General features: G+C 54.5%; 20 protein-coding genes. 8 read left to right on the top strand and 12 right to left on the bottom strand.

Annotation, left to right across the window (positions count from 1 at the left end):
* Positions 1–61: 61 nt before the first annotated feature.
* The 7 genes from U2949_RS10835 to pilL2 are packed head-to-tail and all read right to left on the bottom strand — an operon-like array spanning position 62 to position 6,782.
* A complete protein-coding gene (locus U2949_RS10835) occupies positions 62–844 on the bottom strand; it encodes a TIGR03747 family integrating conjugative element membrane protein (RefSeq protein ID WP_009454027.1) in 783 nt (260 codons plus the stop codon).
* On the bottom strand, positions 841–3,105 hold the full coding sequence (gene traD, locus U2949_RS10830; RefSeq protein WP_021446580.1) for a type IV conjugative transfer system coupling protein TraD: 2,265 nt from the start codon (positions 3,103–3,105) through the stop codon (positions 841–843). Before traD ends, U2949_RS10835 begins: the two co-directional genes overlap by 4 nt.
* On the bottom strand, positions 3,095–3,646 hold the full coding sequence (locus U2949_RS10825) for a PFL_4695 family integrating conjugative element protein (RefSeq protein WP_045931319.1): 552 nt from the start codon (positions 3,644–3,646) through the stop codon (positions 3,095–3,097). Before U2949_RS10825 ends, traD begins: the two co-directional genes overlap by 11 nt.
* Positions 3,636–4,427: a transglycosylase SLT domain-containing protein gene (locus tag U2949_RS10820; protein WP_321287669.1), complete on the bottom strand. Its 792-nt coding sequence runs from the start codon at positions 4,425–4,427 to the stop codon at positions 3,636–3,638. The genes U2949_RS10825 and U2949_RS10820 overlap by 11 nt, the downstream gene beginning before the upstream one ends.
* A gap of 11 nt (positions 4,428–4,438) precedes the next feature.
* The gene (locus U2949_RS10815) at positions 4,439–5,011 is read right to left on the bottom strand and encodes a hypothetical protein (RefSeq protein WP_009454018.1); all 573 of its coding nucleotides are present in this window, start codon (positions 5,009–5,011) and stop codon (positions 4,439–4,441) included.
* Positions 5,011–6,231, bottom strand: a complete 1,221-nt coding sequence (locus tag U2949_RS10810; RefSeq protein ID WP_321287666.1) for a hypothetical protein — start codon at positions 6,229–6,231, stop codon at positions 5,011–5,013. Before U2949_RS10810 ends, U2949_RS10815 begins: the two co-directional genes overlap by 1 nt.
* Positions 6,228–6,782, bottom strand: a complete 555-nt coding sequence (pilL2, locus tag U2949_RS10805; protein WP_003799968.1) for a PFGI-1 class ICE element type IV pilus protein PilL2 — start codon at positions 6,780–6,782, stop codon at positions 6,228–6,230. Before pilL2 ends, U2949_RS10810 begins: the two co-directional genes overlap by 4 nt.
* A 530-nt stretch (positions 6,783–7,312) precedes the next feature.
* Here pilL2 and U2949_RS10800 point away from each other — a divergent pair.
* The 3 genes from U2949_RS10800 (at position 7,313) to pap (ending at position 12,221) form a co-directional block, all read left to right on the top strand.
* Positions 7,313–7,852 (top strand): hypothetical protein, encoded by a 540-nt coding sequence (locus tag U2949_RS10800; RefSeq protein WP_003799970.1) that lies wholly within the window; start codon positions 7,313–7,315, stop codon positions 7,850–7,852.
* 159 nt (positions 7,853–8,011) lie between these two features.
* A complete protein-coding gene (mobH, locus tag U2949_RS10795; protein ID WP_039942973.1) occupies positions 8,012–10,339 on the top strand; it encodes a MobH family relaxase in 2,328 nt (775 codons plus the stop codon).
* Positions 10,340–10,691: 352 nt separating this feature from the next.
* Positions 10,692–12,221, top strand: coding sequence for a polyphosphate:AMP phosphotransferase (pap, locus tag U2949_RS10790; protein ID WP_026482549.1), 1,530 nt, complete (start codon positions 10,692–10,694; stop codon positions 12,219–12,221).
* 74 nt (positions 12,222–12,295) lie between these two features.
* Here the strand turns inward: pap and U2949_RS10785 are convergent, their stop codons facing one another.
* From U2949_RS10785 to U2949_RS10770, 4 genes are all read right to left on the bottom strand, one after another.
* Positions 12,296–12,754: a hypothetical protein gene (locus U2949_RS10785; RefSeq protein ID WP_026482550.1), complete on the bottom strand. Its 459-nt coding sequence runs from the start codon at positions 12,752–12,754 to the stop codon at positions 12,296–12,298.
* Between the two features lie 18 nt (positions 12,755–12,772).
* Positions 12,773–13,975, bottom strand: a complete 1,203-nt coding sequence (gene purT / locus U2949_RS10780; RefSeq protein ID WP_026482551.1) for a formate-dependent phosphoribosylglycinamide formyltransferase — start codon at positions 13,973–13,975, stop codon at positions 12,773–12,775.
* A 150-nt stretch (positions 13,976–14,125) separates the two neighbouring features.
* Positions 14,126–15,715 carry a multicopper oxidase family protein gene (locus tag U2949_RS10775; RefSeq protein WP_257724044.1) on the bottom strand — a complete coding sequence of 530 codons (1,590 nt, stop codon included), beginning with the start codon at positions 15,713–15,715 and terminating at the stop codon, positions 14,126–14,128.
* Positions 15,716–16,301: 586 nt separating this feature from the next.
* A complete protein-coding gene (locus U2949_RS10770) occupies positions 16,302–17,366 on the bottom strand; it encodes a DNA-binding protein (RefSeq protein ID WP_257724043.1) in 1,065 nt (354 codons plus the stop codon).
* A 189-nt stretch (positions 17,367–17,555) separates the two neighbouring features.
* Here U2949_RS10770 and U2949_RS10765 point away from each other — a divergent pair, with 189 nt between their 5' ends.
* The 5 genes from U2949_RS10765 (at position 17,556) to U2949_RS10745 (ending at position 22,293) form a co-directional block, all read left to right on the top strand.
* Positions 17,556–18,755: a tyrosine-type recombinase/integrase gene (locus U2949_RS10765; protein ID WP_321287659.1), complete on the top strand. Its 1,200-nt coding sequence runs from the start codon at positions 17,556–17,558 to the stop codon at positions 18,753–18,755.
* Positions 18,756–18,902: 147 nt separating this feature from the next.
* Complete coding sequence (locus U2949_RS10760; protein WP_051316187.1) at positions 18,903–19,835, top strand: LysR family transcriptional regulator; 933 nt, start codon at positions 18,903–18,905, stop codon at positions 19,833–19,835.
* A gap of 103 nt (positions 19,836–19,938) precedes the next feature.
* Complete coding sequence (locus U2949_RS10755) at positions 19,939–20,610, top strand: DsbA family oxidoreductase (RefSeq protein ID WP_321287656.1); 672 nt, start codon at positions 19,939–19,941, stop codon at positions 20,608–20,610.
* Positions 20,611–20,713: 103 nt separating this feature from the next.
* Entirely contained in the window at positions 20,714–21,682 is a 969-nt protein-coding gene (locus tag U2949_RS10750) for a cyclase family protein (RefSeq protein ID WP_407654183.1), read from the top strand.
* Between the two features lie 170 nt (positions 21,683–21,852).
* Entirely contained in the window at positions 21,853–22,293 is a 441-nt protein-coding gene (locus U2949_RS10745; protein WP_321287653.1) for a YtoQ family protein, read from the top strand.
* 135 nt (positions 22,294–22,428) lie between these two features.
* On the opposite strand, the gene U2949_RS10740 is transcribed toward U2949_RS10745, so the two are convergent.
* On the bottom strand, positions 22,429–25,527 hold the full coding sequence (locus tag U2949_RS10740; protein WP_321287650.1) for an autotransporter family protein: 3,099 nt from the start codon (positions 25,525–25,527) through the stop codon (positions 22,429–22,431).
* Positions 25,528–25,931: the final 404 nt, after the last annotated feature.

The following is a 25,931-nucleotide window of genomic DNA, read 5'->3' as shown; positions in this document are numbered from 1 at the left end:
GCCAGATTGCTGTGGTTTCATTTCTGTCGTTTCTCCAATGTCGTGATGTGAGCGAGAGGCGCTACATATACTTTTTGAGGGAAGCCACTGTGGTGCTGAGCGTTGCAGCGACCAACGCGGTGAAAATCAGAACCATGTAAGCGGGGTTGAAGCCGCCGAAAGGCCAGGTCAAATACAGACCGAAACCTCCAGTCAGTGCCCAGGCGGTGTATCGCTTAGCGTGGTGATAAACGAAGGAGGATTCTCGGCCGCCGCTCCACCGGCGCAAGTCACGCCGTACCAGGCCATCGACCGCACCCACTAGGCACGCAAGAACGAAGGCTGGCAGCGCATAAAGGGCAATCGAAAGTCGAAGAGCTACATCCATGGCGACATACATGGAAAGCACGAGTACCGTGCTGATAAATTGGCTGGCATCAGCGCCAATCGTTTTCAGCCTGGAGGAGAGGCTGTTGCCGTTTGCCTTTATTTCTTGTGCACGACGAAAGGCCTGTTGACGCTGCATGGCGGGGTCATGGCTATTGGCATACCACTGCAAGATTCCGAACTTCTCGTAAGGCCATGAGATATAGCCGAGCATCTTGTTTGAGAAAGCCACTGTATTGGGAATAATCAGGCTCTTCGGGGCAGCCTCGATATAGCTCAGGTCCTGCTCCACGATAGAGCGAGCATGGCCTGTGCCTTGGTCCTTCCAAATCGTATGAATGCCGGCCAGTTCTATGAACAATCCCAGCACACACGCTGAGACAGAGACCATAAGCAAACCCATGACCATCTCAAATGTCATCAAAATGGGGCCGCGAGTGGTGGGCTTAACAGGGCGGCTGGTCGAGTTGGTACTCATCCGTGCCCCCTTGTGATCAGGCCCATCGTGTCAGTGTTTATCGCGCTGTTGCTTTGAGTGTCGTCATCGGGGTCAGGATCCTGCACCGCCAGATCAGTGGCGATCATGCCCGTGCCATCGGCGATTGGCTGGCTATTGAGCCAGTTTTCAGTGAACCAGTCGGTTTCACTGGCCCATTGCTCGGAAGTCCGGTAGCGGGCCTTCATTTGCGCGGCGACGTTTTGCAAAGACTGCGGTACAAATTCGTCGTTTCTTGCATCAGCCAAGGGGATTCGGATCTTGAAGCGTCGATTGCCTTCAAGTAGCGCAAAGGCTTGGCCTTGCGGTAGTTCCAGCACATCGGCTGGTTCAATCATAGGGACCTTGGTTTTGGTCCAGATATCATCGTTGCGACTGATGAAATCGACGCCGGTGCCTTGGGCGGCGGTGTCTGTGACGCCTGACATTGGCGTGAGATGGACCACCTCGACTTCGGGAACCTGGTCCGTCAGCAGCTTGGCCGTAGTGACACTACGCACGCGCAGCATGACCAGGTGATTAAAGTTGTCCAGGATCTGGCCCGCTTTGGCCTTATCTCCGACTTTTGCCTCAATATCAAATGCTGACTGTGTGTACGCGGTGATCCGAAAGCCCGAGCCCCCCAGCTTGTTCACCATGGGCACAAATTCAGGGCCTGCAATCTCATTGACCTCGTCAAAGTGAGCACAAATGGTCGGCAACACGATTTTTCCGTCTGGGGCATGAGGGTCCAGCCCCGTCTTGTAGAGTTTGCCGCCCACGCTGACCAAGTCGGCCAGCATGGAATTACCGACCGCAGAGCTGACCACGGAATCAGAGAGGGCATCTAAGCCTACGTAGACCACGCCTCCCTGCCGGATGACGCTCATCCAGTCGAAGATGGGACGCTTATCGGTTTGGTCGTAATAGTCAGGTGAGATCAGTTTGCCTACTGCGCCGGTGGTCAACTTCTCCAGGAATGGCCCCAAGGACGCGATGATCTTTTCGTAGAAACTACGCTCATAGCTAAAGGCGGCTGCCAGTCCTGCGAGGACCGTATCGTTGATCTTGGCCTCTTTGATGAGCAAAAACATTGCTACAAATTCGGGCTGTCGATCGGCCAAGGCTCTTGGCACCGGCGGCGCGGTTTTGCGATCCTGCAGCGCGAGCTCAAGGCTGGCCAGTCTTACTTCCCAGTCGATCAGACGGCCTTGGCGGGCTTGTTGGCCAAACACCATGCGGGCATAGTCCATGAACAGACCATCAATGCCGGTCACATCTTTGAGCAAGGCTTCATAGGTCGGGACACGACCCAGCGCAACTTGGGCCTGAGCCACAATATTGGTAAAACGCCAGGAGAACTCTTTAAAAGCGGCGGAGTTTCCGCTGCTGGGCAAGGCGTTAGTGGCACGAGTGGCGACTTCGGTGATACGCGAGAAGTTGCCGATGCCGTTGTACCTTGCTGAGATCTCGGGGTAGCCAAGATGGAACATGTAAAACTGGTCCAGGCGGCCTGCACGAGCGCATTCGGCATACATACGCAGCATCAGATCGGCATCCCCCTTGGGATCGATCACGATAGTGACGTGCCCAGCATGAATGTCCTGGGTGGCAAATAACTCCAGCAGCCTGGTCTTGCCCACGCGCGTGGTGCCCATGACCAGCATGTGTCCATTGCGAGAAGATTGGCGAATCTTGACGGGGGCTTCGTCCATGCTGCCCACGCCATGCACGATGGGTGAGCCACCTAAGTCTGGGTGAGGCTGCAATGGGTTGAGCCAATGATCAATGCCCGCAATTCCTGCAATGGCTCGCACAATGGGTTTGACGGGGCCTTTGCCTTGCGCTTGTTCGATGGCTTTTGAACCCAGGCTGCGTAGAGCCAGCTCTTTGCCCGATGGACGCACAAAACGCTTGGCCTGCGGTTGCAAGGCCTCACGTTTACGTTGTGTGTGCGCTTGCGACCACTCGAATCCTTCGCCCAGGTAAAACTCGCCCGGTGCCACGGGAATTTTGGCGGGAGCAATTTTCGTGACTTTGTAGTATTTCAGGTGATGGTGATAACGCTTGATCCGCATCGCCTGCTTAAAGCGGACCCCGCCAAAGTAGCCCGATCCTGCTGCTGCAACGTAGCCCAAAGAAGGGGGCATCATCAGCGCCCAAGGCGCCAGGGCAGCCGTGGCCGTGACGGACCAGGCCGTTGCCGCACTCCAAATTTCGACAGGTGGACGCAGTAACGCTTCCAAGACGGCGTTATTTTTCATGCGCTTCACCTCGTTCAAAACCTTCTGAGAAGATGATCTGTCGCGCTTGACCGTCCAAGCCAATCAGCACGGGATAGACAGTCACATGCGCTGCGGCAAGACGGCTCTGTAACCAGTGGCCGGGATCAGGGACGATTGGCAATGCGTTGGCTTGTCGCTGGATGTCTTTAAAGCGTTTTTCACTGGCTGCGGATACCACAATGACAGTGGCCTGCAGAGAAAGCAGGCGTTCCAAATGGAGCTTGAGCCATTCTTCTGAGCCTTTGTCGTCACCCACAATGGCTAATGTTTGGGTCATCCATTTTGGGTTAAATACTGGAACAGCCGATGGCTTAAGCACGCCAGGTTGTAGCAAGTTCGACGTCAGCGGAAACTGGATGCCGGCACCAACACCAGGTTGGTCTGCACCTGAAATTAAGGCCGAATAATAGGAAACAGCCGGAACCGAATCGTCCAGGACGACCGGTGCAGTCTGAGCGTTGACCGAGCTGGAGATCAGTGTGGTCGCTGCAAAGAAGGCGAGGGCGAGGTTACGGTGCATATCGCCTCCAACCGGTTGAAGTGGCCAGTTCCGACGCATCTAAGCCCAGGTTGGCCAATTTGTTGAATACGCCATGGCTATAGCGATTGCCGCGGCTGATCCGTTCTTGCGTATTTCTGGAGCCTGTGTGATAGAGGGCGACCGCCAGCCGCCAGGAACTGTTGCGGTCAAAGTGTTCACGCAGAATTTGTGCACCTACATCGAGATTGGGGTAGGGATCCAGAGCACGTTCAAAGCTTTGGAGCTTGTCGTTGTGGTAGCCCCAGTTCACCTGCATCGCACCGCAATCCACATTGCGGATACCTCTGACATCTACATACTTGCGCAGGGCCTTGAGGGTGGCCTCATAGGAGCCATAGCGCTTAGCAGCACCTCTGACGCACAGAGTCCAAGGGTAGGGCAGCGTCTGCCGACCAAATTTCATTTGCGACTCTTGCAGTGCCACGCCGTAAAGCAGCCACGGATCAATGTTCCAGCGCTGTCCCGCCCAGTCATAAGCGCGGGGTGGCAATAAGGATGCCGTCACGATCGGCGCACCAGGACGGGTGCGTGTGCGAGGCATCTGACGAACATAGCCGTGGGGGATAGTCGTCTGCTCCTGGGGTGTGATCTTGGGTTCAATGCGCACAGCCGTATCTGACCAATATGGCCACCATTGCGGGTCCAGGCCTTCAGGCTGCGCCAGCTCCGATTGCGCAGGCGCAGCCATTGCCCACGAGCGCGTCATGACGCCACTGGCCGTCAGTGCGGTGAGGGCGCCAAGAAACTGTCGGCGGTGCATGGAGGTCCCCATTACTTCGCAGAGCCCTGTGCTGGCACACTTTGAGTCAGAGGCGTGTAGCCCGGAGCGGGGGTCTCAATGATGGCCGTGCGCGGCACGTTCAAAGTGTCAGCCGCACCTACCGTGGCGGGAACGGGTGGGATTTGACTGAAATTGACAACTGGCTCATTTGGGTAAAGGCGTGCCATCGCTTCGGTGAAAGCACGATTCCATGCCAATGAGCGCTCCACGTCGGCATGAAAGGCTCGGGCGAACATTTCGGCATATTTACGGCGCTCTGCTTCCGAGGTCGCATGAATGCCCAGCGCTTCAATAGGCGAGAGGTTTTCCACCGAGAATGCTTTGCGAGGGCCTTCCAGCAAGGTTTTGGCGCGCAACATTTCTTCGTCGGTTAAGCCCCAAATATTGGCGCGCAGGCGATCTACGGCATCCAGCGCAATCGGATTACGCCCTTGTGCCTGCGTAGCATTGGCGACTTCTTCGGTACGCTGCTGAGCGGTGGCCTGGGTTTGCGAATGCGCCATCGCAGGGAAAAGCAGGGGCAGGCTGATGGCTGCTGCTTTGATTTTCATAAGGCGCGGCATTACTGGCCCTCCACAGTTAATTTGGTGGTTTTTCCGTTTACGAGAAAAGAGGCGCTGCGCTCGGATGCGCTTGCGCTTTGCAGCGTGACGCCGTTGACGGTGTCACCTGGTCGCATTACTAAGGTTTGGTTGTCGCCTGCGCGTGTACTGGCGACGACAACGGAAGGTTTGCCATCCCACATATCGACTGAGACAAGACGAACGCTTGGCTTCGGTGCAGCCTTGGCTCGACGTGTGACCGGCTTTTTAACGGGGGCAGGTTCAACAACTGGCACCACCTCTGGCTCAGGCGCAGGTGTGGACAGAGCTATCAACTGCTCGTTTTGATGCAAGAGCTCATTGAGTAACTGCCTGATTTCGTTGACATCACGTTGCAGGGACGAGATTTGCACCTCGAATGTTGGTGTTTCTTGAGCGGCGTACGAGCCTTGCGATGTTTCAAGGTTCGATGGGAACGTCTCTCCGAGATCAATGGGGATATCTTGGAATTCCGTTGACCCCGCTGTGTTTATCGGTTCCGTTCCCATCGGTATGTCAGATGTTTTCTCTACACTTCCTAATTGACTGCTGGTGGGAGCAGGGGAGGGCTCAGAACCCTTTTCCTCATCCTTAACAGGGGCGACCTGGTCTTCGATTTCAACCAGTGAGGGTTCGGCTGCCGACAAGGCGGCTGTTTGCTCAACCACAGATTGGTTAAACAGGTATTTCCAGCTCAAGAAAAGGACAGCAAAAAGCACCAACGCCAGGATTAGCTTCCACGGATAGCCTGTCTTTTTCTTGAGCGTTGGAGCATCGGTAAGCGCTGCGGATGCCAATGGGGGTGACGTAACGCTGGCCGCTTGCGGTTGATTGTCTTGATCAGCAAAGAAATCGGTGACTGCTTCATTGTTTTGCGTCTCGGTCAGGGGATCCACTACAGACGAAAACACGGGCTCCACGTTCTGTTTTTCAACGCTTGCCGTTGGTTCTTTGCGAGAGAACAAAATTTGCATGAGTGTTCGCAAGACACCTGGCTTGTTTGGGGTAGCGTCCTCCAACTCACGACGGGAGTCATAGTCGTGCTGATCCAGCTTTTCTTGGCGTTCACGCTCAAGCTGCTGGTCTTGCTCCATTCGCTCATGTTCCAAGCGCTCGAGCCGTTCACGCTCTAGCTGCTCGGCTTGCTCCCGGCGGCGAAGATCGTCTTGCTGCTGTTGCCATTGTTGATCTTGTTGGTTCATGGCTGCACCCCGCTGATGCGCTCGGTCAGGGGCAACCACGGCTTTTTAGGGTCTACTGTGACGGGGTAGGTTTGGGCGTGGAGCCAATTCTGTGTCAGTTCGACGCCTGACAGAGTCGGCTGTGCCGCTAGACTGATCCACAGTCTGCGACGGATGGGGTCCTCGTCCCAGCGCCAGGTCTCACCTACGAGTGCATTTAAGACATCACGCACTCGATACGTGCCCAGCGACCGCTGGGACTCTGGAAGGGGTAAGCGAAGAAACTGCGCGGCTTCTAGCGACAGCTTGGAGCGATCAAGCTGCCAGCCAGTCCGTTTGAGGGTGTACTCAATCGCACCATCAATGGTGGCTATGTCTTGACGTGGGTAAGTCAGTGCCACAAACACAGACAGGGGATCAGAAACGCTATGCCCTGGTGTGCTGGCTTGTGTGCTGTATTGTCCTATTCGCACCTGTGTGCCGTTGTCGTAGGTATCCCCGACCTGGGCTTGGGCCTGCAACGCCAAAACAGCCAGTGGCGCGGCAACAGCGAGTCTAGCTGTCCAGCTCATGAAGTACTCCATCCGATTGAGAATGGCGTTCAGTGTTGCAAAGGCCCCCCAAGGTGTCGCTCGTTAACCCTAGGTCACGTAACACGGGGTTTCAGCTTGACGAAAACAGTTATGTGCGTTATCCGCGCGGCCTGCTATATGCGTTTTTGAGCAAGTAAAGAAAGGGTATTCAAGTTAAAATGTTTTGCATTGCACAATACAACTAGAACAAGAATGTGTTGACGGACTGCCGGGGCGTCAATCCGCTACTGGGAAAAGGTTGCTACGGGTCAAGGGCCTTATCCAAAGGGCCGCCGTCCACCTAAAAATCCGGTGGCCGTCGGGAAAGGCTTTACAGGTAGGGGAAAAGGGGGCTTACGGGTTACGCAGCGCTTCACCCAGGGGCTGGGTGAAGCGCTGCAAATGGCCTCGGCCAGCATAGCGGGCTGTGACTTATCAGAACTTAACGTTGCGCGCAAGCGAGAACCCTAGGTTACGTCGCACCCGGTATCGCGTTGAGAGATAGCAAACCGCTTTGTAGAGTGGCCGCTATGACTATCCTCGCCCACACGTACCTAGACGAGCATCCATACCCCGATCCTGGGTTCCCCCATTTTGGGCGTGATGCGCACGACCGTGCTCATGCGATTTATCGCATTGTCGAACACCTGACTGAGCTCGGATTGGCTGAATGGGTCCCCCATTTTTCAGCCTGGCTATCGCGCTATGACGGATTAGAAATTTATGCCGAGGATGAAGATGATCCTCATCTGTGTGTGAGAGAGATTTTGAAGAATCATTGTCAGAACCTGGCGCAAGAAAGCAGCCAGGCCGTAGATCTCGCAGGGCGCAAAGAGAGCATTGTTGACGATATTTTGCAGCAGCCATTTGTCCATTATCGGGCTCACTGGGGCAAAAACATGCTGCCTGATCCTGATTCAATTCAATGGAATCCACTGGAGATGAGCTGGTTCCATTTCCTGCAGCAGGGCGACCCTCAACATCCCACTGAGTCACTGCATATTTTGCTCACATTGCGACATCCTCGTCCGACTCTGGAGACGTTGCGAGCCCATTTGCTTGAACGTTAGAGCATGACTCACCGCCGAACCCCGCCTTGGATCTCGAAGTTCTCCACTTTTATTCCGCGACGCGCCTCCAGTACGACTAAGCCCGCACCGGTTCCGCCACCTCCAAGCCCCCCACCAGTTCCAGTTGCCCAACGTGTAGCAGGGCGGGAGGAAGGGTGGTTGCGTGTTCTTGAGTCTGATGACTTGATCCGTCTACTGAAAGCTCAAAAAGCGGTTCATCAAATGTTCCTGCAGTCTCGCGTAGCAGATCCTGTTTTTAGACGAGATTTCATCCCAGCTATCCGACGATATGCAGAATACGTCCAGCTCATGCCTGCCTCAGAAGCACACCATCACGCCCACGCTGGTGGTTTGTTGGCCCATACGCTGGAGATGGTATTGGCAGCCATGACCTGGCGAAACGCGCATTTTTTACCGACGAATGCTCCCGTTGAGCAGATTGACGCCGAGCGTGATCAGTGGACCTATGTGGTCTTCTACGCGGCACTGCTTCATGACATTGCCAAACCGATGACAGACCTACGGATCTTATGGCGAGGCGGGGCGATGGATGAACCGTTGCGATGGAAACCGCTGGCTGGCTCCTTGTTCGAAGTGGGGCAGGGGCGTCTGGATCTGGAGTATCGGGTCGAGTTTGAGCCAAAAGCCAGCCGGGACTACCAGGCCCATAATCGCCTGGCACTGACCCTGCTTCATCAGATTGCACCAAAATCTGCCTTAACTTTTTTGTCCCAAACGCCTCACGCCTTTGATGCGCTGACTCATTATTTGTCTGGCCACAAGGATGGATTATTGGCTGACATTATCAAACGCGCTGACCAGGCCTCCACCAGCAACGCATTGATGAAGGGCAGTAAGGCTCGTTTTGCGACAGCCAATGCAGTACCGCTGGTGGATTTACTCATGCAAGCGCTCAAAAGCATGTTGCAGTCTGGAACGGAATTGCCGCTCAATCGTACTGGAGCTGCCGGATGGGTGTATGACGGCTCTGTGTGGTTTGTGGCTAAGCGTTTGGCCGATGCCACGCGGGCCTGGATTAAAAAGCATGAGCCTGACGAGTCTGTACCTGGAGAGGCCAAGAACGATAGGCTGTTTGACACATGGCAGGAATATGGAATCTTGCAAGTCAGTCCTCATTCTGGCCAAGCTATTTGGCACGTTGAAATCAACGGGCAAACGCCGGCAACAGAAGAGGGCACAGAAGCCCATCAATATCGACACAGACTAAGTGTGCTGCGCTTTCCACTGTCAAAGCTCTATGATGATCCAAACTTATACCCACCGGCGATGTCCGGAGAGATCCATGTCCGGGCCAAGCGTGGCGATGATGAGTTTGAAACAGAGGCTGATCCAGCTGCGGTTGATTGTGAGCACAGCGCTGACACAACAGTCATTCAAGCCAAAGCTGCTCCAGAACACATTGATGAAGGAATATTGCCGCAAAAGGTGGCCACAACGGCCAAAACTGCTTCAGCTCGTTCCCAAACTGCAGCACCCAAGCGTAATCTCGTACCAGCAATGGAGTTTAGAAAGCCCAAAAATGCGTCAACTGGCGCAGCCAAGCGTCAAACACCGAAAAATGGCGCAACGCAAAGCGGCAACCAGCCCAAACCTGTGCCAGCCTCAAGCAATACTCACCAAACTGCTTCAATTCAGGTATACGACGACGAGACGGTGATTTTGCCAGCCGAACTCGCCGTAGATGGCTTTGATGTTGACGATGATTTTCTGGATGAAGCTGATACAGCATCCAACATTATTCATCGCAGCCCACCGCAAGCGTCGCATAAGCCCACGCCTGTGAACTCAGCGCCGACAGCAACGGTTAGCAGCGCACGCCCAGGCAAAAAATCACATCAACATGAAGCAACAGCCATAGCTGCAGCAAAGGCTAAAAGTGTTGTGCCAGCCTCTGTTGAGCACACACCTGGAGCATTACCAGCCTTACCGACGCCTAAAGCGTCGGTTATTGAGCCAGAGCTTGCTCCAAAGACACAGGCAAAATCTCAACGTATGTTCAGCCAGGCAAGCACCACGCCGGTCGTGTTGACGCCTAGCTTGCCAGAACTGCCGCATGAAGCTCCTGTGAAGGAACCTAGCGAAGCGGCGATGGCGTTTATACAGTGGCTGCAGCAAGGCTTGGCCAGCCGTGAGATTAAGTACAACGAATCTGGGGCCCCCGTGCATTTTGTAGAAGAAGGCATGGCACTGATTTCACCCAAGATTTTCAAGCTCTACGCGGCTCAAACAGGGCCTGAAGAACAGGCCGACGCCATGGGGATGCAGATTCAGCGAGAAGTTATCAAAGCTGGGTGGCATCGGATGCGGCAAATAGAAGGTGGTGGCAAGGTCAACATCTTGCGCTACCAGATCATTGGCAAAGGCAATGTGCCGGTCGCCTCGTTGGCGGCGGTGGTGTTGATGGACCCGGACCGGTTTGTTTTACCCGTGCCGCCCGTCAATCCAGTATTGAAGTTGGATCGTTGAATGAAGGGGATGTTTGACACAGGATAAAGTGCTGTGCTACCGTCCGATCAGTCGTGCAATTCAACGTTTCGACGGGGTTTCGGTTTAGATTACTGTGAGGTGCCTAACTTCACATAATGCAAAAGACTGCTGAACAGGCTCGTTTTCCTCCCTAGAGGACGGCTGGAAAACATCGCATAATGTATATTATGTAAAGTCAATAATAGATAGACTGTAGCCTCATCTCCTTAAGCACCAGTTTTCAGTGCTTTCCAAACCTCTCTCTTCTTCCGGATTATTTTTGCTCTGAAGGTAGTTAAGTCTTCCCTTGCATGGTTATAGTGAGCAGCTATGTAAATCGGAGCAAAGCACCATGGGCCATGTACTACAGTTTGCCGAACGCGATCCCAGCTTGAGTGATGATTTGGCCAAGGCGCAGATTGCAGTTCTGCGTGAAGCCTTGCTGTCCAAGCAGTACGAACGCCTGGATAAGGCAGATCAAACCCTGCTGATTGTGGTCGCAGGTATGGACGGTGTGGGTAAAGGCTCTGCTATCAATACCTTGAACACGTGGCTGGACCCTCGCCATGTGCACACTCTGGCGTTCGGCAAATTAAGTGAAGAAGAAGCCATGCGCCCTTTGATGTGGCGTTATTGGAATAGCTTGCCCGCTCGTGGTCAGACGGGCTTGGTGTTTGGGTCCTGGTATGCGCCTTTAATGAAAGAGCTGGGCCGTAAAGCACCGGATCCGGCCAAGATTGCTTTGTATACCCATCTGATCAATCGTTTTGAAGCGCAGTTGGCCTATCAAGGCGTGCAGGTTCTGAAGCTGTGGTTCCATCTTTCTGCGCAGGCTCAACTGGATCGATGCGCCACCTTGATGTCTGATCCTAGTACTGCCTGGCGTGTCAGCAAGGCTGACCTGAAAGTCCACAAGCAATTCAATCGCTTGCGCAATGCCGCGACGCAAACTATCAATCTGACTCATCGGAATTACGCCCCTTGGGTTGTTATCCCTAGCGCCGATAAAAACCTGCGTGATGTGTCTTTGGCCAAGGTGGTGTTGCAGGCCATGGACAAGCCTATTGTCCCGCGTCAGGTGAAAGAGCCGCATGCCTTCCCGTTTCGCTTGAACGTCCCGACTGCTTCGCTTCATTCCCCTCCTCCTGAAGAATCTGTGCAGGATTACGACGCCGAGCTTTTGCATTGGCAGGGCCGTTTGTCTTGCGCGGCGCGTAGCAAAGCTTTCCGCAAGCACTCTTTGGTGCTGGTGTTTGAGGGGCGGGATGCAGCGGGTAAAGGCGGCACTATTCGCCGTTTGACCGAAGCCCTGGACGTGCGCACTTACGATATCCACCCTATTTCTGCCCCTAATGCTGTGGAACTGGCGCGCCCTTATCTATGGCGTTTCTGGCGCAAACTGCCGCGTCTGGGTGAAATTTCGATTTTTGATCGATCCTGGTATGGCCGTGTGCTGGTGGAGCGAGTGGAAAAATTGATTTCCCGCGCCGCCTGGCATCGTTCTTACGAGGAAATCAACGAATTTGAGGCACAGTTGCTGGCCAACGGTACGGCTGTGATCAAGTTCTGGCTGGATATTGATAAGGACGAGCAGCTCAAACGCTTCAAAGCCCGCGAGGAAACTCCCTTCAAGAATTACAAGATTACGGAAGACGATTGGCGTAACCGGGAGAAATGGACGGCGTATCAACGCGCTGCGGAGGAAATGTTTGCCCAGACCGATACTCACATGGCACCTTGGCATATTGTGCCCAGCAAGGACAAAAAAGCCGCCCGTATTCAGGTTCTGCGTACGGTGGTCCAGACGCTGGAGTCTTTGGATGAGCACATGATCAGCCTGAATGAGCCGGCCTTGTCTGACCAGGTGAGTGAGCAGGTATAAGGATGCAAGTGCTTTGTTACCGACAAGGCTTGACTTCGGTTAGGCGTATTGTCGACTTGCCGTGACGATGAGCCTTATAAATCCTGCCGTGCTGCCAGGCTAAGGATCTTGCGCCAACGTTTGGCTTCTGCAGTATGAGCAGGCTGGATTTCCCAACTTTGCGTTGGGTTACGCAAAGTCAGCGCCAATCCCCTGCCCTGCAGCTCGACCGAATCTATATCCGCAAAAATAAACGCTCGTGTTCCCTGCCCCGTTTGAATCTGACCGCGCTTTTGCAGGGCATCCAGGCGTATTGAACCCTCGGGTAAGGCCAGCTCCAGAATGCGCTGGCCTTGCTGCTTTTTGCCGTGAATGGCCAGATAACGGCGTCGCCATACGAGGAACGGGGCCACCAGAATGGCCGCCGCGATCAGCAGGCTCACGATAGCGGCGATGACCCCGGCACTGGCACTGACCAAGCTAAAGAGCTGCATTCCACCGTACACAAGCGCCGCAATGATCCCCAGGAACAGCAGGACGACGATGATGGGCATGGTGAAAAACTCCTTGTTTTAGCGAGCTTGAACTTTTACGGTAGCCGCGGCTTGGCGGGCGTTTGCACGGGCCGTTTCCAGGTCAAGGTCTGCGGCCAGTGCGACACCCATGCGGCGCTTTTCAAAGCTCTCGGGTTTGCCGAACAGACGGATATCGGTTTGCGGGATGCGCAAGGCTTCGGCCACATTCAGGAAATCCACGTCTTTTGCGTCTACACCGCCGTAGATCACGGCGCTGGCGCCGGGCATACGCAAGGCGGTGTTCACAGGCAGGCCCAAAATGGCGCGCGCATGCAGCTCAAATTCGGACTGCCATTGGGTGGCCATGGTGACCATGCCGGTGTCGTGTGGACGGGGGCTGACTTCACTGAACCAGACCTGATCGCCCTTCACGAACAGCTCGACGCCAAACAAGCCTTGGCCGCCCAGGTTCTGGGTAACGGCTTGGGCAATATCGCGTGCGCTTTGCAGCGCCACGGGACTCATGGGCTGGGGCTGCCAGCTTTCTACGTAGTCGCCATCTACCTGCTTGTGGCCGATGGGATCGCAGAACTGGGTTTCGATCTGGCCGTCTGCGCCTACGGCACGGACAGTCAATAAGGTGATTTCGTAGTCGAAGTCGATAAAGCCTTCAACAATGACGCGGCATTGGCTGACGCGACCACCCGCCATGGCGTAATCCCAGGCTTTGGCAACATCGTCCGGGCCGCTGATCTTGCTTTGACCCTTGCCCGAGCTGCTCATCAAGGGTTTGACTACGCAAGGGTAGCCAATCTTGTCGTCGATAGCGGCTTGCAGTTCTTCCAGTGATTCGCAGAATTGGTAGGGGCTGGTGGGAACACCCAGGGTTTCAGCGGCCAGGCGGCGGATGCCTTCGCGGTCCATGGTCAGGCGAGCGGCACGGGCCGTCGGAATGACGCGTACCTTGCCTTGGGCTTCCAGCTCTTCCAGCACGCCGGTGGCAATGGCTTCAATCTCGGGCACAACCAGGGTAGGCTTTTCTTCTTCGATCAGGGCGCGCAATTGCTCGGCGTCACTCATGGTGATGGTGCGCGAGTGATGGGCGACCTGCTGGCCAGGTGCGTTTTCGTAGCGGTCCACCGCTATGGTTTCTACCCCCAGGCGTTGCAGCGCAATCAGCACTTCTTTGCCCAGCTCTCCCGAGCCCAGGAGCATGATTTTGTCCGACGACGACGATAAAGGGGTGCCCAACAGGCTCATGGCGCGTGCTCCGCTGAAAATGAGAAATTCAAAAGCGGTATTGTAATGCAGGCGACGCCGGGTTTTTTTCAGGCAGGACTGCTTTGTCCGCCCTGCTGGCACACAGGCTTGCAGGGCGGATGTTTTCAAGGCTCTACATCAGTGACCAGGCTACTCCACCATTAGCTGCGCCATCATGCCCAGGTCTTCGTGCTCCAGAATATGGCAGTGGAACATGCGCAGACCCGGCAATTCCTGGCGGAACGCCAAGCGGATTGTTTCATTGGGGCGCAGATTGACCGTATCGCGCCATGCCCGGAACGCCTCCGGTACGGACTGCATCCCGGTTTGGCGTGCCAATACCTGAAACTGTGTTCCGTGCAGATGGAAAGGATGGTCCATATGGGAATCGTTGATCACATCCCAGTACTGCCACTGCCCTGTTGGACAACGCAGGTCGATGCGGTCCATGTCGTAGACCTGATTGTTGATACGGAACATGGAACGCATGGCAGCCATGCCGGGCATCATATCGTTGTCCATGCCTGCCATACCCTGGTGGTTCATCCCGGATGAGTTTGTCATACCAGCGCCGTGCCCAGACTGCATGTCATGGTTCATGGGCATGACTTCGCTGAACACGACTTTTGCGGTACTGGCGGCTGCTGGAATGGCAGGAATTGCGCGTAATTGCTTGGGCAGTTCGATTTCCTGATGGCGGATTGTCAGTGTTCCCAGCGTCAGGGTTTCGGGACTTTCCTGCACCATCATTTTTTGCCGATCGTAATACAGCGCTTGCAAGCTGCTATCCAAATCTTTATCCGCCTGGATAAAGAACTCCACCCGTTCGGCCGGGGCCATCAAAATCGAATCGGTGGCTGCCAAGGGCTGTTCCAATAGGCCCCCATCTGTACCGACTTGAACCAGACGGGCGCCGGGGATATGCAGTTGCAAATAACGGGCAGAACACGAGTTCCACACACGGATGCGTTCTGCCGTGCTGGCCTGGATAAGGGGTTGGCGTTGACCATTCAGCAGCACGAACTGCCCTTCCCTGCCGTTCATCCAGTCTGGACCTGTGTTGGCCGGAATATGGCCATTAATGTCCAGCCGCAGATCGCTAATGGCCCAGTGTTGCTCCGTGTAGTCTTTCAATGGGTCTTTGGGAGAGCGCACAATAATTGTCCCGCCCAACCCGTGGGCAACTTGCTCACCGCTTTTGCCATGAGGGTGTGGGTGATACCAGTACGTACCGGCGCAGCCTTCGGGCAAGGTAAAGCGGTAGTAGCGGCTTTGTCCTGGCATCACCGCGTCTTGTGGGTTGCCGTCCTGATCAGAGGGAACCGGCAAACCGTGCCAGTGGATGGTAGTGGCCTGATCCAGCTGGTTTTCAAACTCGATTTCTACTTGGTCGCCCTCATATAGTTCGATCAGCGGGCCAGGAGCTTGGCCGTTGTAAAGCCAGAGTTCGGTGCTTTTTCCATCTGCCAGAACGCGTTGATGGGCAGCAGCAGTAATTTTGGCCTGGAAAAGTCCGTTTTTCTGACTACTGTTTTTAAGTACAGGTAGAGCTTGCAAATCCTGGCCAGCCGGCATTTTCTCTATGGGCATCAGGCCTTGGCGGGTGCTCATGCCGTGACCGGGCATACCTTCAGACATGGAGCCGTGGTGCCCCATCATGCCCTGCCCCCAGCTTCGCATAGGCAGGCTACTCAAGAGGCTGGCGCCCAAAGTCAGTTTAAAAAAATCGCGTCGTTTCATGGGTTTATCCCTATCAATCATCAATACACACGTACCACCCACGCCTGTTCAGCACAGGCTTCTACAGCTTGGGGCGGCAATTAAGACGAGATGATCAGGACGAGCGCGGAGGTGGCTGGGCGGGGCCAATCAGCCGGGAGACGTAGTTTTGATGCAGGGGAACGGGAGGGAAAACGGGCTGTAATGCCACCGCTTCAGGCGGTGGAGCCTGCGTCGCCAGACAAGCGCAGCAACCACTTTTCATTGGAGTGCTGCAATGGTTGGGAGCACTATGGTGAGATTGCCCCGACGAGGCATGTTGCGCTTGAACAGTGCTGCGATCCGTATTTTGAATCGTAGCGTGTGCGGCAAAGCTGCTACTCACACTCATGCAGGCAAAAAAAACAAGCAGGCCGACTAATAAAAGCCAGCCTATTGTTTTGCGAGATGAAATGGGTGCGCGCAGCATGGGCAAAAGCTTAGCATAAGCCTTCTGGGCATCGTTTGCGCTAAAACAGACCGTTACACGCAGTGGTCTATCCAGGCGATTGAAAGCGCAGCAAATCAGCCTTACGGATGGCTGGCATAGGCAGCTAAATAGATTTTATTATTCAGGATCGTTCTTGATCAGGCGTCGCTTCAACCGTAGGGGGCGTACAGGCTGGCTTTGGGCCTGTGCCAGTTCCTGGCTAAGTCGTTGGGCTGTTTTGCGCGCCTCTTCATTCTCCCGCTCCAGCAAAGCAGCGCGAGTACGCAACATTTGCAATTGCCCCTGCATCTCTTTGGCCAAGCTATGGCTGATATCCATAGCCGCTTGCATCGCGCGGCGCTCGCCCTGCTCTTGCCCCAACTCCTGGCGCAATTTCTGCATTTGATCCTGCTGCTTGTTCAGCTCCTGTTCGTGAGCCTGGCGCTGGGTCTTGTTCGCTTGCTCGGCCTCTTCTATTTGCTGACGCAGTCGCGTTTGAATGGAGCGTTCCTTGTCGATTTCCAATAAAGCACGGCGCTCGTTGGCCTGGGCTCGTTCTTCGGTCAGCTCAATAGCCTTTTGCAGCCGCTCCAAGTCCTGGGTGAATTGCTCACCTTGGCGGCGCAGTTCCTGTTGAACCAATTGTTTTTCGGTTTCCAGCTCGTTTTGACGTTGTTTGGCGTGCAGCAAGTCTTGTTTCAGCGCTGCTTGTACCTGACCGGCTGCCTGTAGTTCTTCTTTCAGCTTTTCTATATGGGCTTGGGCATTTTTCAAGGCGCCCTGTTCTACTTCCAGCGCCTCTTGGGCCTCCAGGGTTTGGGCTTGGACCTGTGCGACGCGTTCATCAGCCTGAGTCTGGTAATGCAGCATCTGCTGCTTCGAGTGCCCCATCGCTTCTTGCCAGATACGGCCCAGCAGCTGCCCCGTCAGGGCTTGTAGCTCTTCGGGCATGTTGGCCACATCCAGCCGAACTCGACTTTTATCCCGCAAATCTTCCCAGAACGTCTGTAGTGCCTGAGCCGGAGCGCTCATGCTGCCTTTGCGCACCAATTGGTACAGCTTGTTGGCCGTAGGTGTGACTCCATAGCGGAAAAACAGGAGCGCAGCCACTTCTTTGTACAAAGTCTGCGTATGGCTGAAGCGATCACGCAATTGGGCAACATCGGCCAGGATTTGCCCTTCGTTTGGCTGGTTTTGCTCCATTTTTCCACCTTTCTCGATAATTTAATTAATAATACAACGTAATATATAAAATTATCAACAATTCGTATTCTGTAATTTGACATTATCTCTATAATGTCAAATATCTAGCCATAAACAGGCTGGATTGCACAGGCACGGGTTTGAAAGCCCTTCCCTGCTCTCTTAACGCCGCCGTTTTTCTGCTTATTCATGGAAATAGCCAACACTTCGCCCTCAACGAATTTGGGATCGGACGATATTGCTCAATTGCTGGCTCGTTTTGACGGGCGGCAAGGGGCCAACCGCTCTATCGGCGGACGTGCACAGATTGAGGCGCAAACAGATATAGAGGCATTGCGAGCCTGGTTGGCGCGCTATGTAGATAGTCCACGCACGTATGCGAACTACCGCAAGGAGGCGGAGCGCCTCTTGTTATGGGCGGTATTGGAGCGTCGCAAGGACTTGTCCTCTCTTAGTCTGGAAGACATCCTGGCCTATCGTTTGTTTCTGGCGGATCCTCAACCCGCTCATCGCTGGGTGGTTCAAGGGCGCTCCCGCCCTGCTCGTCACCATGCGGCATGGCGGCCATTTGCGGGGCCTTTGTCTGAAAGCAGTCGAAATCAGGCGTTATTGATTCTGAACTCTTTATTTGGCTGGCTGGTGCAGGCGGGGTATTTGGCGGGCAATCCTTTGGCCTTGTCTCATCAGGGCCGACGTCAAAAGAAAACCACCGCCCCCCAGCAACGGTACTTGACCCGGTTGCAATGGCGTTGGGTACAGGAGTACATCCAGGCCCTTCCTGAAGATACGCAGAGCGAGTTGCGCTACAAAGCCCGCGTACGTTGGCTCTTTTCTATTCTTTATGGCGGCGCCCTGCGCATTTCCGAACTGGTTCAGGCGCGTATGGCCGATGTTCAGGAACGTGTTGATGCGGGAACGACGGCTCAGTGGTGGCTGCATATCCATGGCAAGGGCGACAAATGGCGTCGTGTGCCTTTAACGCAAGAGCTGTACGGCGAATTGATGCGCTACCGGCAGGCGCATGGGCTGGAAGGACCGCCCCAGGCTTTGGAGCCCTATCCTTTATTAATGTCCGCCGGTGCCAGCGACAAGCATTTGACGCGGGCCATGGCGCATGTTCTGGTCAAACAGGTTTTTCAAGGCAGTGCGGATCGTTTACGGAGTCTGCATCCCGATCAGGAGTCCCAGGCCCGTATTCTGGAGCAGGCCTCGGCTCACTGGCTGCGTCACTCGGCAGGTTCTCACCTGGCTGATCAAGGGGTAGATTTACGTATCATCCGTGACACTTTGGGCCATGAGTCTATCGCTACGACCAATATCTATCTGCATGCGGATGATGATCAGCGTCACCAGGCTCTGGAACAATCCCATAGCCTGGGTTGGAAATAAGGCATCCGCTTCGAGACAAGAAAATCAGACGCAGACAGCCCGCGGCAATGCGGTAGGATACGATTCCTGAGGGGGCTGCGTTCCTGGTGTCAGGTATGCTCCCCGCCCAAGCCTTGCTATAGCTGATTGTTGGAGTACCTATCCCTTATGGACACTTTTAATGTCATGCGCACCTTCCGGCGCATTGTGGAGCTGGGCGGACTTGCCAAAGCCGCGGAGGATCTGGGGATATCCGCAGCGGGTTTGAGCAAGCAACTGCGTACCTTGGAAGCGCATCTGGATACGGTGCTGATCCAGCGCACTACGCGCAGCATGAGCCTGACGGAGACTGGCCGCAGCTACTATGCCGAATGCTGTCGGATACTGGATGAGCTGGACGCTTTGGAGCGCTCGGTCAAACAGCAGTCCCAGCGCGTGACGGGGACCTTGCGCGTGAATGCCCCCTTGTCGTTTGCACTTAGCGTCCTGTCGCCATTGATGACGGATTTTCTGCACAAGTATCCGGAACTGAAGCTGGAACTGGTGATGGAAGACCGGATCGTGGATGCCGTGGCTCATGGTTTTGATGTCTCGGTGCGTTTGCGTAGCAGCCTGGATGATTCCACCCTGATTGCTCGTCGCCTCGCCACCATCGAGCAAAAATTATGCGCCGCCCCCACCTATTTGAAGCAGCATGGGCTGCCTCAGACCTTGCAGGATCTGCGCAATCACAAAATGATCAGCTATAGCCTGGCACATACCCAGGGCCTTGCTTTTGATAGTGATTTCGACAGCAATCCTCAACAGCACACCCCCAGTGGTACGGCTTTGCTGTTTTCAGGTGAGCATAGTCAAGTGAATAACAGCCTGATGCTGCGCGACTTTCTGATTGCGGGTTTGGGTATTGGCGCCCTGCCTTCCTTTCTGGCAGATCCAGCAATTGCTTGCGGGCAGTTGCAACGTGTTTTGCCCGAATTGGTGAATGAGCCCCGCCATATCTACGCCGTATATCCGACCAATCGCCACTTGCAACCCAAGGTCAAAGCCTTCGTGGATTATCTGGCCGACCAACTGCCCCATGCCATGTCCAACGCCCTGTAAACAGACCTTTATGAACTCGAAGTAAAAACTGTCTGCACCGCCACGTGCTTATTCTCCGCTCCGGGGAACGCTATTGTGATGACCATCTTACAAGGACATCACAATGCACGATCAAACACACCCGACCCAGCCGCTTGCCTCCCCCCTGATTATTGATTTCTTCCATGATGCCGTCTGCGGATGGTGTTATGTCATGTCGCCACGCTTGCGGCAAGTTGCCGCCGAACTGGGCATCCAGGTCCGCCACCATACCTTTGTTCTGCAAGACAGCCGCGAGCAGATGCTGCAAGCCTTCGGTTCCATGGAGCGCGCCAAACGTGAAATCCTGGGCCACTGGGCCGGCTGCGCCCAACACGACGATACGCAGTCCATCAATATCGAGGGCATGCGAGCACAGAACTTCAACTATCCCCACGGAATGTTGTCCGCTCGGGCGTGTCAGGCGGCACAGCTACTTTCTGGCGATAACGCCCATTGGGATTACTTCGATGCGGTGCAGCGTGCGCATCTGGCAGAAAGTCGCAATATCGGCGATATGGACACGCTACTGGCGGTCGCCATTGCGCAAGGCTTTGATGGTGAGGCCTTTTTGAATGCTATGGATAGCGATATCGCGCAGCAGCGAGTGCAAGCCGATCGCGCCGAAGCGGTACGGCTAGGGATCCAGTCCATCCCCACTTTATTAGTCTCCTCACGCAAGACTGGCCAAGTGTTGGCCCGTTTGCAGACCCAATCCGTCGAAATGCTCAAAAGCCGTTTGCGCGCTCTGCTGTAAGCGCTGCCCCTCTCTTTCTTATCTACGCTTCATAAAAGGACATCCCATGTCGATTCGTTTTTCTCACCGTCTTCTCGGTTTACTGCTGGTTGGTGCAAGCAGCATGAGCGTCTCTCTGGCTCATTCCACTCACCCAGCGAGCAATCCTTTGCCCCTTAGTGCTCAGGAAGTGGGCATCAGCCCCTGGGGGCCGGACGATGAAATTGGTCGCTTGAACCTGATCACCCCTGCTTCCCGGGCCGCCATCTTGTCCCGTCTGGATGGCAGCAAAGTCTATGATCTGGCAACCGACTACTACCTGGGCATGCCCAGCTGGCAGGACGCGGGAGACCCGCATTATCAGTTCTGGATGACCCATACCCCCCGTGGTACCGCAGTGGATGACCCGATGGGAGTTGGCGATGAGATGAACGCGGTTCGTAGCTACACAGGCACGGCTTTTTCCATGTACAGCCACACGGGCACTCATATCGACGCCCTGAATCATTTCGGGATTCATGGAAAGATCTGGAATGGCTTCAAGGCCGATGAACATCTGGGCGACCGTGGTTGGAAACGGACCGGCATCGAGAAATTCCCGCCCTTGATTGCCCGTGGTGTCTTGATAGATGTGGCCGCCGCCAAAGGCGTAGACATGCTGCCCGACCAATACCGCATCACACGTCAGGACTTGAAGGATGCCCTGGCTCGTCAGAAAACGGTGCTGAAAGAAGGCGATATTGTCCTGATCCGCACGGGCCGCATGAAGCTCTTTAATGATCCCAAAGCCTATATGAACGCGCCACCCGGCATGGGTCTGGATGCTGCTCGCTATCTGGTGGAAGAAGGTGGTGCGATGATTGTGGGTGCGGACAATTTGAGCTTTGAAACCTTCCCGTCCGAGGTGCCTGATGACTATGTCCCCCTGCATACCTATCTATTGGCCCAACAAGGCGCACCGATCATTGAGTTGATTGCCCTGGATGAATTGTCCAAGGACAAGGTCTATGAGTTCGCTTTTATTGGTGGTCCGCTCAAGATCCGGGGCGGTGATGCGGCTCCGCTGCGTCCGGTTGCCATCCCGATTCGCTGATCCACAGGCTTCATAAAGAAACCCGTTTTTTTAGCCCCTGATGCGTTTGCGAATAAGGGCTATCGCGTTTGCCTGCTGTTAGGTGCCGCTCAATATGCTACTGTTGGGTGGGTTTGAATGCGCCGGGCGCCTGTTAAAGAGGCGTCCGGCTTTTCTTTATGGAGTACGTAATGATTTACACCGTTTATCTGTCCGGCGAAATTCACACGGATTGGCGTGAGCAGATTGCTCAAGGTGCAAAGGCCGCTGGATTGGATATTACTTTTACCAGCCCTGTTACCGATCACGATGCCAGCGATGCCGCGGGCGATCACCTGGGACCGGCCAGCGAAGGTTTCTGGCGTGATCACAAATCCTCCAAAATCAATGCCATCCGTACCAGAACCCTGATTGAACAGGCGGATCTGGTCGTGGTGCGTTTTGGAGACAAGTACAAACAGTGGAATGCGGCCTTTGATGCTGGCTTCTGTGCCGCCTTGGGCAAACCGTATGTGACTTTGCATGCCGAAGACATCATCCACCCTTTGAAAGAAGTGGATGCCAGCGCACAAGCCTGGGCGACCACGCCCGAGCAAATTGTCGAGATTCTGCGCTACACGCTGAAAGCCTGACTACCGCTTGCTGCGAACTAAACAGATTGCCCCCGAAGCCTACATGGAATCCAGGCTTCGGGGGCAATGTTTTGCGGATCAAGCAATCGCTATGTGACGGACTGGCATCCGCTCAAATCCGGATGCCAGACTGTCTTACCAGGCGTATCTGATGCCCAGCTGGAAGTTGCTTTCCCGGTACTTCTCGCTACCCATCATGTAGGAAACCCGCCCAAAGGCACTGGTGCTCTTGGACAATTGGGCGTTCAGGCCCAAGGTGGTTGCCATGACATGCTTGGGCATGGGGTCCCCCACGGATTTGTCGTTAAAGGACATATGGGAGATGCGCGGCATGCGCCAGTAGTTCAGCTCCGCAAAAGGAGCCAGCTGCATGCCCTGGCTGCCTTCAATATCTGCCTTGAAGCGCAGACCCACCCGATAAGCCGCCGAGTTCATGTTTTGCTTATGAATCTGCGTCTGGGTTTGTTCATACACATCGCTGGCATTGAAGTTGGACCAGATCACTTGCGCCTGAGGTTGCAGGTAATAGCGGGTTTGACCGGAATCAGACAGCAAGAAACCATAGCCGCCTTCCAAAGAGGCCGACAGGCTGCGCGAGTTGTACTTCTCCTCGGCCAGACCATCGCCCTTGACCTTGTTTCTGAACCAGCCTTGCATCACCCAGCTGTCTACATAGGCCCCGGTTTCCGGCTCGGCGGGCTTTTGTTGCCAGGTGGCGTACAGGCCCAGGTTGTAGCCCTGGACTTTGCCTTCAGCCTTCAAGCGCTCGTTATGAGTCTTGCTCTTGCCATCCGAGTACAAGGCCATCACCCCAAGGCTGAGCTGACTTTGATTGGCATAGGTGTTTTGCCAGACATCCGAACCAAAATGGATCAGGGTATTGTCCATTTTGCGCTGATTGCCGAACTGGTTATCAAAGCGTTCCTGCTTGTGAACCAGACGCGCCCAGGCGGTACGGCCGGGACCACGGGCTTCCTGGCGCTCTTGCCAGCGATGACGCTGGGTAGACAGGGCCATTTGGCGGTTGGAGAAGTAGGCGTCAATTTCAGGGCGATACGCGGTCGGCTCATCCGGTTCCGGGCCAGGACCGGGGCCCGGATCAGGCCCTGGACCTGGATCCGGGTCGGGATCTGGGTCGGGATCAGGATCTGGGTCCGGAATGACCGGGTCACCGGCAATTGAATTCAGATACCAGCTTTCCGCCTCCCCGCCCTTGCCGCCTTTGACCAGATAGTAGTCATACAGACCCGCGACCAGGCTGGGGGTGGAGCTGGCACGATAGCCGGTAGAGCCACTATCCAGGCTGAATGCCGTGGCGGAGGTTGTCGCGGTATTGGTGGCGGTGCCGCTATCTGCCGATACGACCTTGATCCCAACCTTGGTTTGTGCGCCGTCATCCATCTCATCATCAAAGCGCTTGATACGCAGACGAGTGGTGCCAGTGGCTTGGTTGCGCACAATCAGCTGATCCGTGGCCGAGCTATCGTCTTGCAGCTCTGTCCACAGTTCAATCAGGCCGTTATTACCATTCAAGGTATCTACGTTCAGGGTTTGGAAACCCTGTATATCCGCCGGTTTGGCAAAATGCACTTCACTATCATCCAAGCTCAAGGTGTTGACCTGAACATAGTCAGCTGCAGTGGGAACGGTGGCCGGATTGGGATCTTTCTTCAGTTGCCAGATACTGCCCTGGCTAAGCTGCAGATTGGCGATATTGCGTGGATCGCCAGGGTTGGTGGGCGCTGCAATTCTGGCCGCACCCGAGAGCAATGACTGCTTGGCCGTCAGCTCCAGCTCCCCTTGGTTGACCTGATACAGATAATCGCCCTCGATGACGGAACCATTGGAAGCATCAAGCTGCAAATAGGCCTGCTTGCCATAGATTTCCATCCCTACTTGCAGAGCCGTGCCCAAAGGATCTTTGGCTTTTTGCTGTAGTGCCGTGACCTGGCTGTTATTCAAGGTCGCGGTCAGCAAGCTGCTGGCCTTGTCGCCAGTGGTGGACTGGGCATAAATGGCCGAGCGCCCCGCCTGAAGGCTGGAGTCATTCATCTCCAGCGAGGACTTGGCAGTCATCCGCACTGCAAACTGGCCTGCCTCAATGCGAGAGCCTTGATTCAGGGTCAGCGTGGAGTTTTCCTGAATACTGGCGCCTATGCGTATAAAAGGCTCATCTTTCAGGTCTTTCAGCGTAACCGTACTGTCGTTCAAGGTGATGTGGCTGTTGTAGCGGGCATCCAGCCCCAGAACCTTGTCGCTGATCTCCTCGCCCAGCGTTTTCTTGCGGAAGTTCACCATGTCCACGCTGTTCAGGGTGATTTTTCCGCCTAAAAAGGCATTCGCACCTTGAACATCATTGCTGCGAGACGCATTCTTCAGGTTGAAAACTTCAATTTTGCTGCGCTGGGACTGTCCGGTCTGGCCAATTGTGATGGATGCGTCACTGGACGCTGATATCGCCCCGCTATAGTCACTGTTTTGTTCTGACTGGAAGAACATTTCCAGATGATCGACTGTGACTTCGGCATCCCGCCCCGCCATGATGCCGTTCTGGCCGGTGGACTTGGAGTCGGCTGCTTCAATCACCGTGGAGCCGGTGAAATGCACTTTGGACAGGTTCGAGACCCGAACGCCCGAGGTTTTGCTGATGATGGTGGTGTCATTCAAGGAGGCATCCATGCCAGCGCCGCCCAGGAACAGACCAGTACCCGGATCCACGCCCACCTTGACGCCCTTGCTGGTAATTTTCAGCTTGTCAGTGACCAGCTTGGTCTCCGATCCTTGTGAGGAGCTGATCGACATGCCGGTATTGTCAGCGGTAATCGTGACATTGCTTAATTCGATCAGACTTTTACTAGCATAATCACCCCAGAGTATTCCTTCTTGCGCCGTAATTTTGCTGTCTTTCAGCGAAAGTGTGGTTTGTGTGGAACCGCCCTGGCTATTCTGACTACCCTCGCCGTCTATTCCCACACCATTTGTTTGGATGATGTCTAAATACTGACCTTTAAAGACCGTGTCTTTATCTGTAATGACGGCTTGTTGAGACGGCGGCAATTCTCGACCAATCCAGATTGCAGCTGTTTCCGAGCCGGAACCAGTAATTTTCAAGACAGACTTATCGTTTTTTTGCGGTACGCCGTTGGCGTCCGTAATGTCGCTGGTATTGAGCTTGATTTCAGAGCCGCTACGCACGAATACCAGAGGGGCGGTGTCGCCAGCGGTGGTTTTCAAGGTATAGGCTTTGGAGACATAAATTTGAGCTCCTCTTGTTTCTTTATCCAGTTCTATTTTTATTATGCCGGAGTTGTAAATATCGTAAGGATTGCTTCCCGTTAGATCTCCAGAAAGGTGCAACATTGCAGCATTAACGGTGGGTGAAATGGAACTGGCTAATAGCCCCATGGATAGCGCTTGTATCAGTATTGAATAGGTCAATTTGTGCTGAAACCGTGGTTTGCGCATAATCTCTCCCTTTTTTGTTGACAGGTCTTTCTTGCTGGAACTGAAATATGTAAGGCTTGATCGAGATATTTTTTAGAACAATAAAGTTAACATTGAAACTTTTGATAAAAGATCTAATTGTTTTAAATTTAAATAAATGCAACTAAGGGTTTTTGCCTATGGTTGAAAACAGG

This window comes from Alcaligenes phenolicus, assembly GCF_032063905.1.
Lineage (GTDB): Bacteria > Pseudomonadota > Gammaproteobacteria > Burkholderiales > Burkholderiaceae_B > Alcaligenes > Alcaligenes phenolicus.
This window is presented reverse-complemented; position numbering and strand designations above follow the sequence as displayed.

Bases quoted from the DNA above. Each gene is read 5' to 3' on its own strand.
- U2949_RS10770 (WP_257724043.1), bottom strand. From the start codon at position 17,366: ATGGAGCAAAACCAGCCAAACGAAGGGCAAATCCTGGCCGATGTTGCC.
- U2949_RS10745 (WP_321287653.1), top strand. From the start codon at position 21,853: ATGATTTACACCGTTTATCTGTCCGGCGAAATTCACACGGATTGGCGT.
- U2949_RS10820 (WP_321287669.1), bottom strand. From the start codon at position 4,427: ATGCACCGCCGACAGTTTCTTGGCGCCCTCACCGCACTGACGGCCAGT.
- U2949_RS10775 (WP_257724044.1), bottom strand. From the start codon at position 15,715: ATGAAACGACGCGATTTTTTTAAACTGACTTTGGGCGCCAGCCTCTTG.
- pilL2 (WP_003799968.1), bottom strand. From the start codon at position 6,782: ATGAGCTGGACAGCTAGACTCGCTGTTGCCGCGCCACTGGCTGTTTTG.
- U2949_RS10755 (WP_321287656.1), top strand. From the start codon at position 19,939: ATGCACGATCAAACACACCCGACCCAGCCGCTTGCCTCCCCCCTGATT.
- traD (WP_021446580.1), bottom strand. From the start codon at position 3,105: ATGAAAAATAACGCCGTCTTGGAAGCGTTACTGCGTCCACCTGTCGAA.
- U2949_RS10800 (WP_003799970.1), top strand. From the start codon at position 7,313: ATGACTATCCTCGCCCACACGTACCTAGACGAGCATCCATACCCCGAT.
- U2949_RS10815 (WP_009454018.1), bottom strand. From the start codon at position 5,011: ATGCCGCGCCTTATGAAAATCAAAGCAGCAGCCATCAGCCTGCCCCTG.
- U2949_RS10785 (WP_026482550.1), bottom strand. From the start codon at position 12,754: ATGCCCATCATCGTCGTCCTGCTGTTCCTGGGGATCATTGCGGCGCTT.
- U2949_RS10825 (WP_045931319.1), bottom strand. From the start codon at position 3,646: ATGCACCGTAACCTCGCCCTCGCCTTCTTTGCAGCGACCACACTGATC.
- U2949_RS10810 (WP_321287666.1), bottom strand. From the start codon at position 6,231: ATGAACCAACAAGATCAACAATGGCAACAGCAGCAAGACGATCTTCGC.
- U2949_RS10835 (WP_009454027.1), bottom strand. From the start codon at position 844: ATGAGTACCAACTCGACCAGCCGCCCTGTTAAGCCCACCACTCGCGGC.
- U2949_RS10760 (WP_051316187.1), top strand. From the start codon at position 18,903: ATGGACACTTTTAATGTCATGCGCACCTTCCGGCGCATTGTGGAGCTG.
- U2949_RS10765 (WP_321287659.1), top strand. From the start codon at position 17,556: ATGGAAATAGCCAACACTTCGCCCTCAACGAATTTGGGATCGGACGAT.
- purT (WP_026482551.1), bottom strand. From the start codon at position 13,975: ATGAGCCTGTTGGGCACCCCTTTATCGTCGTCGTCGGACAAAATCATG.
- pap (WP_026482549.1), top strand. From the start codon at position 10,692: ATGGGCCATGTACTACAGTTTGCCGAACGCGATCCCAGCTTGAGTGAT.
- U2949_RS10750 (WP_407654183.1), top strand. From the start codon at position 20,714: ATGAGCGTCTCTCTGGCTCATTCCACTCACCCAGCGAGCAATCCTTTG.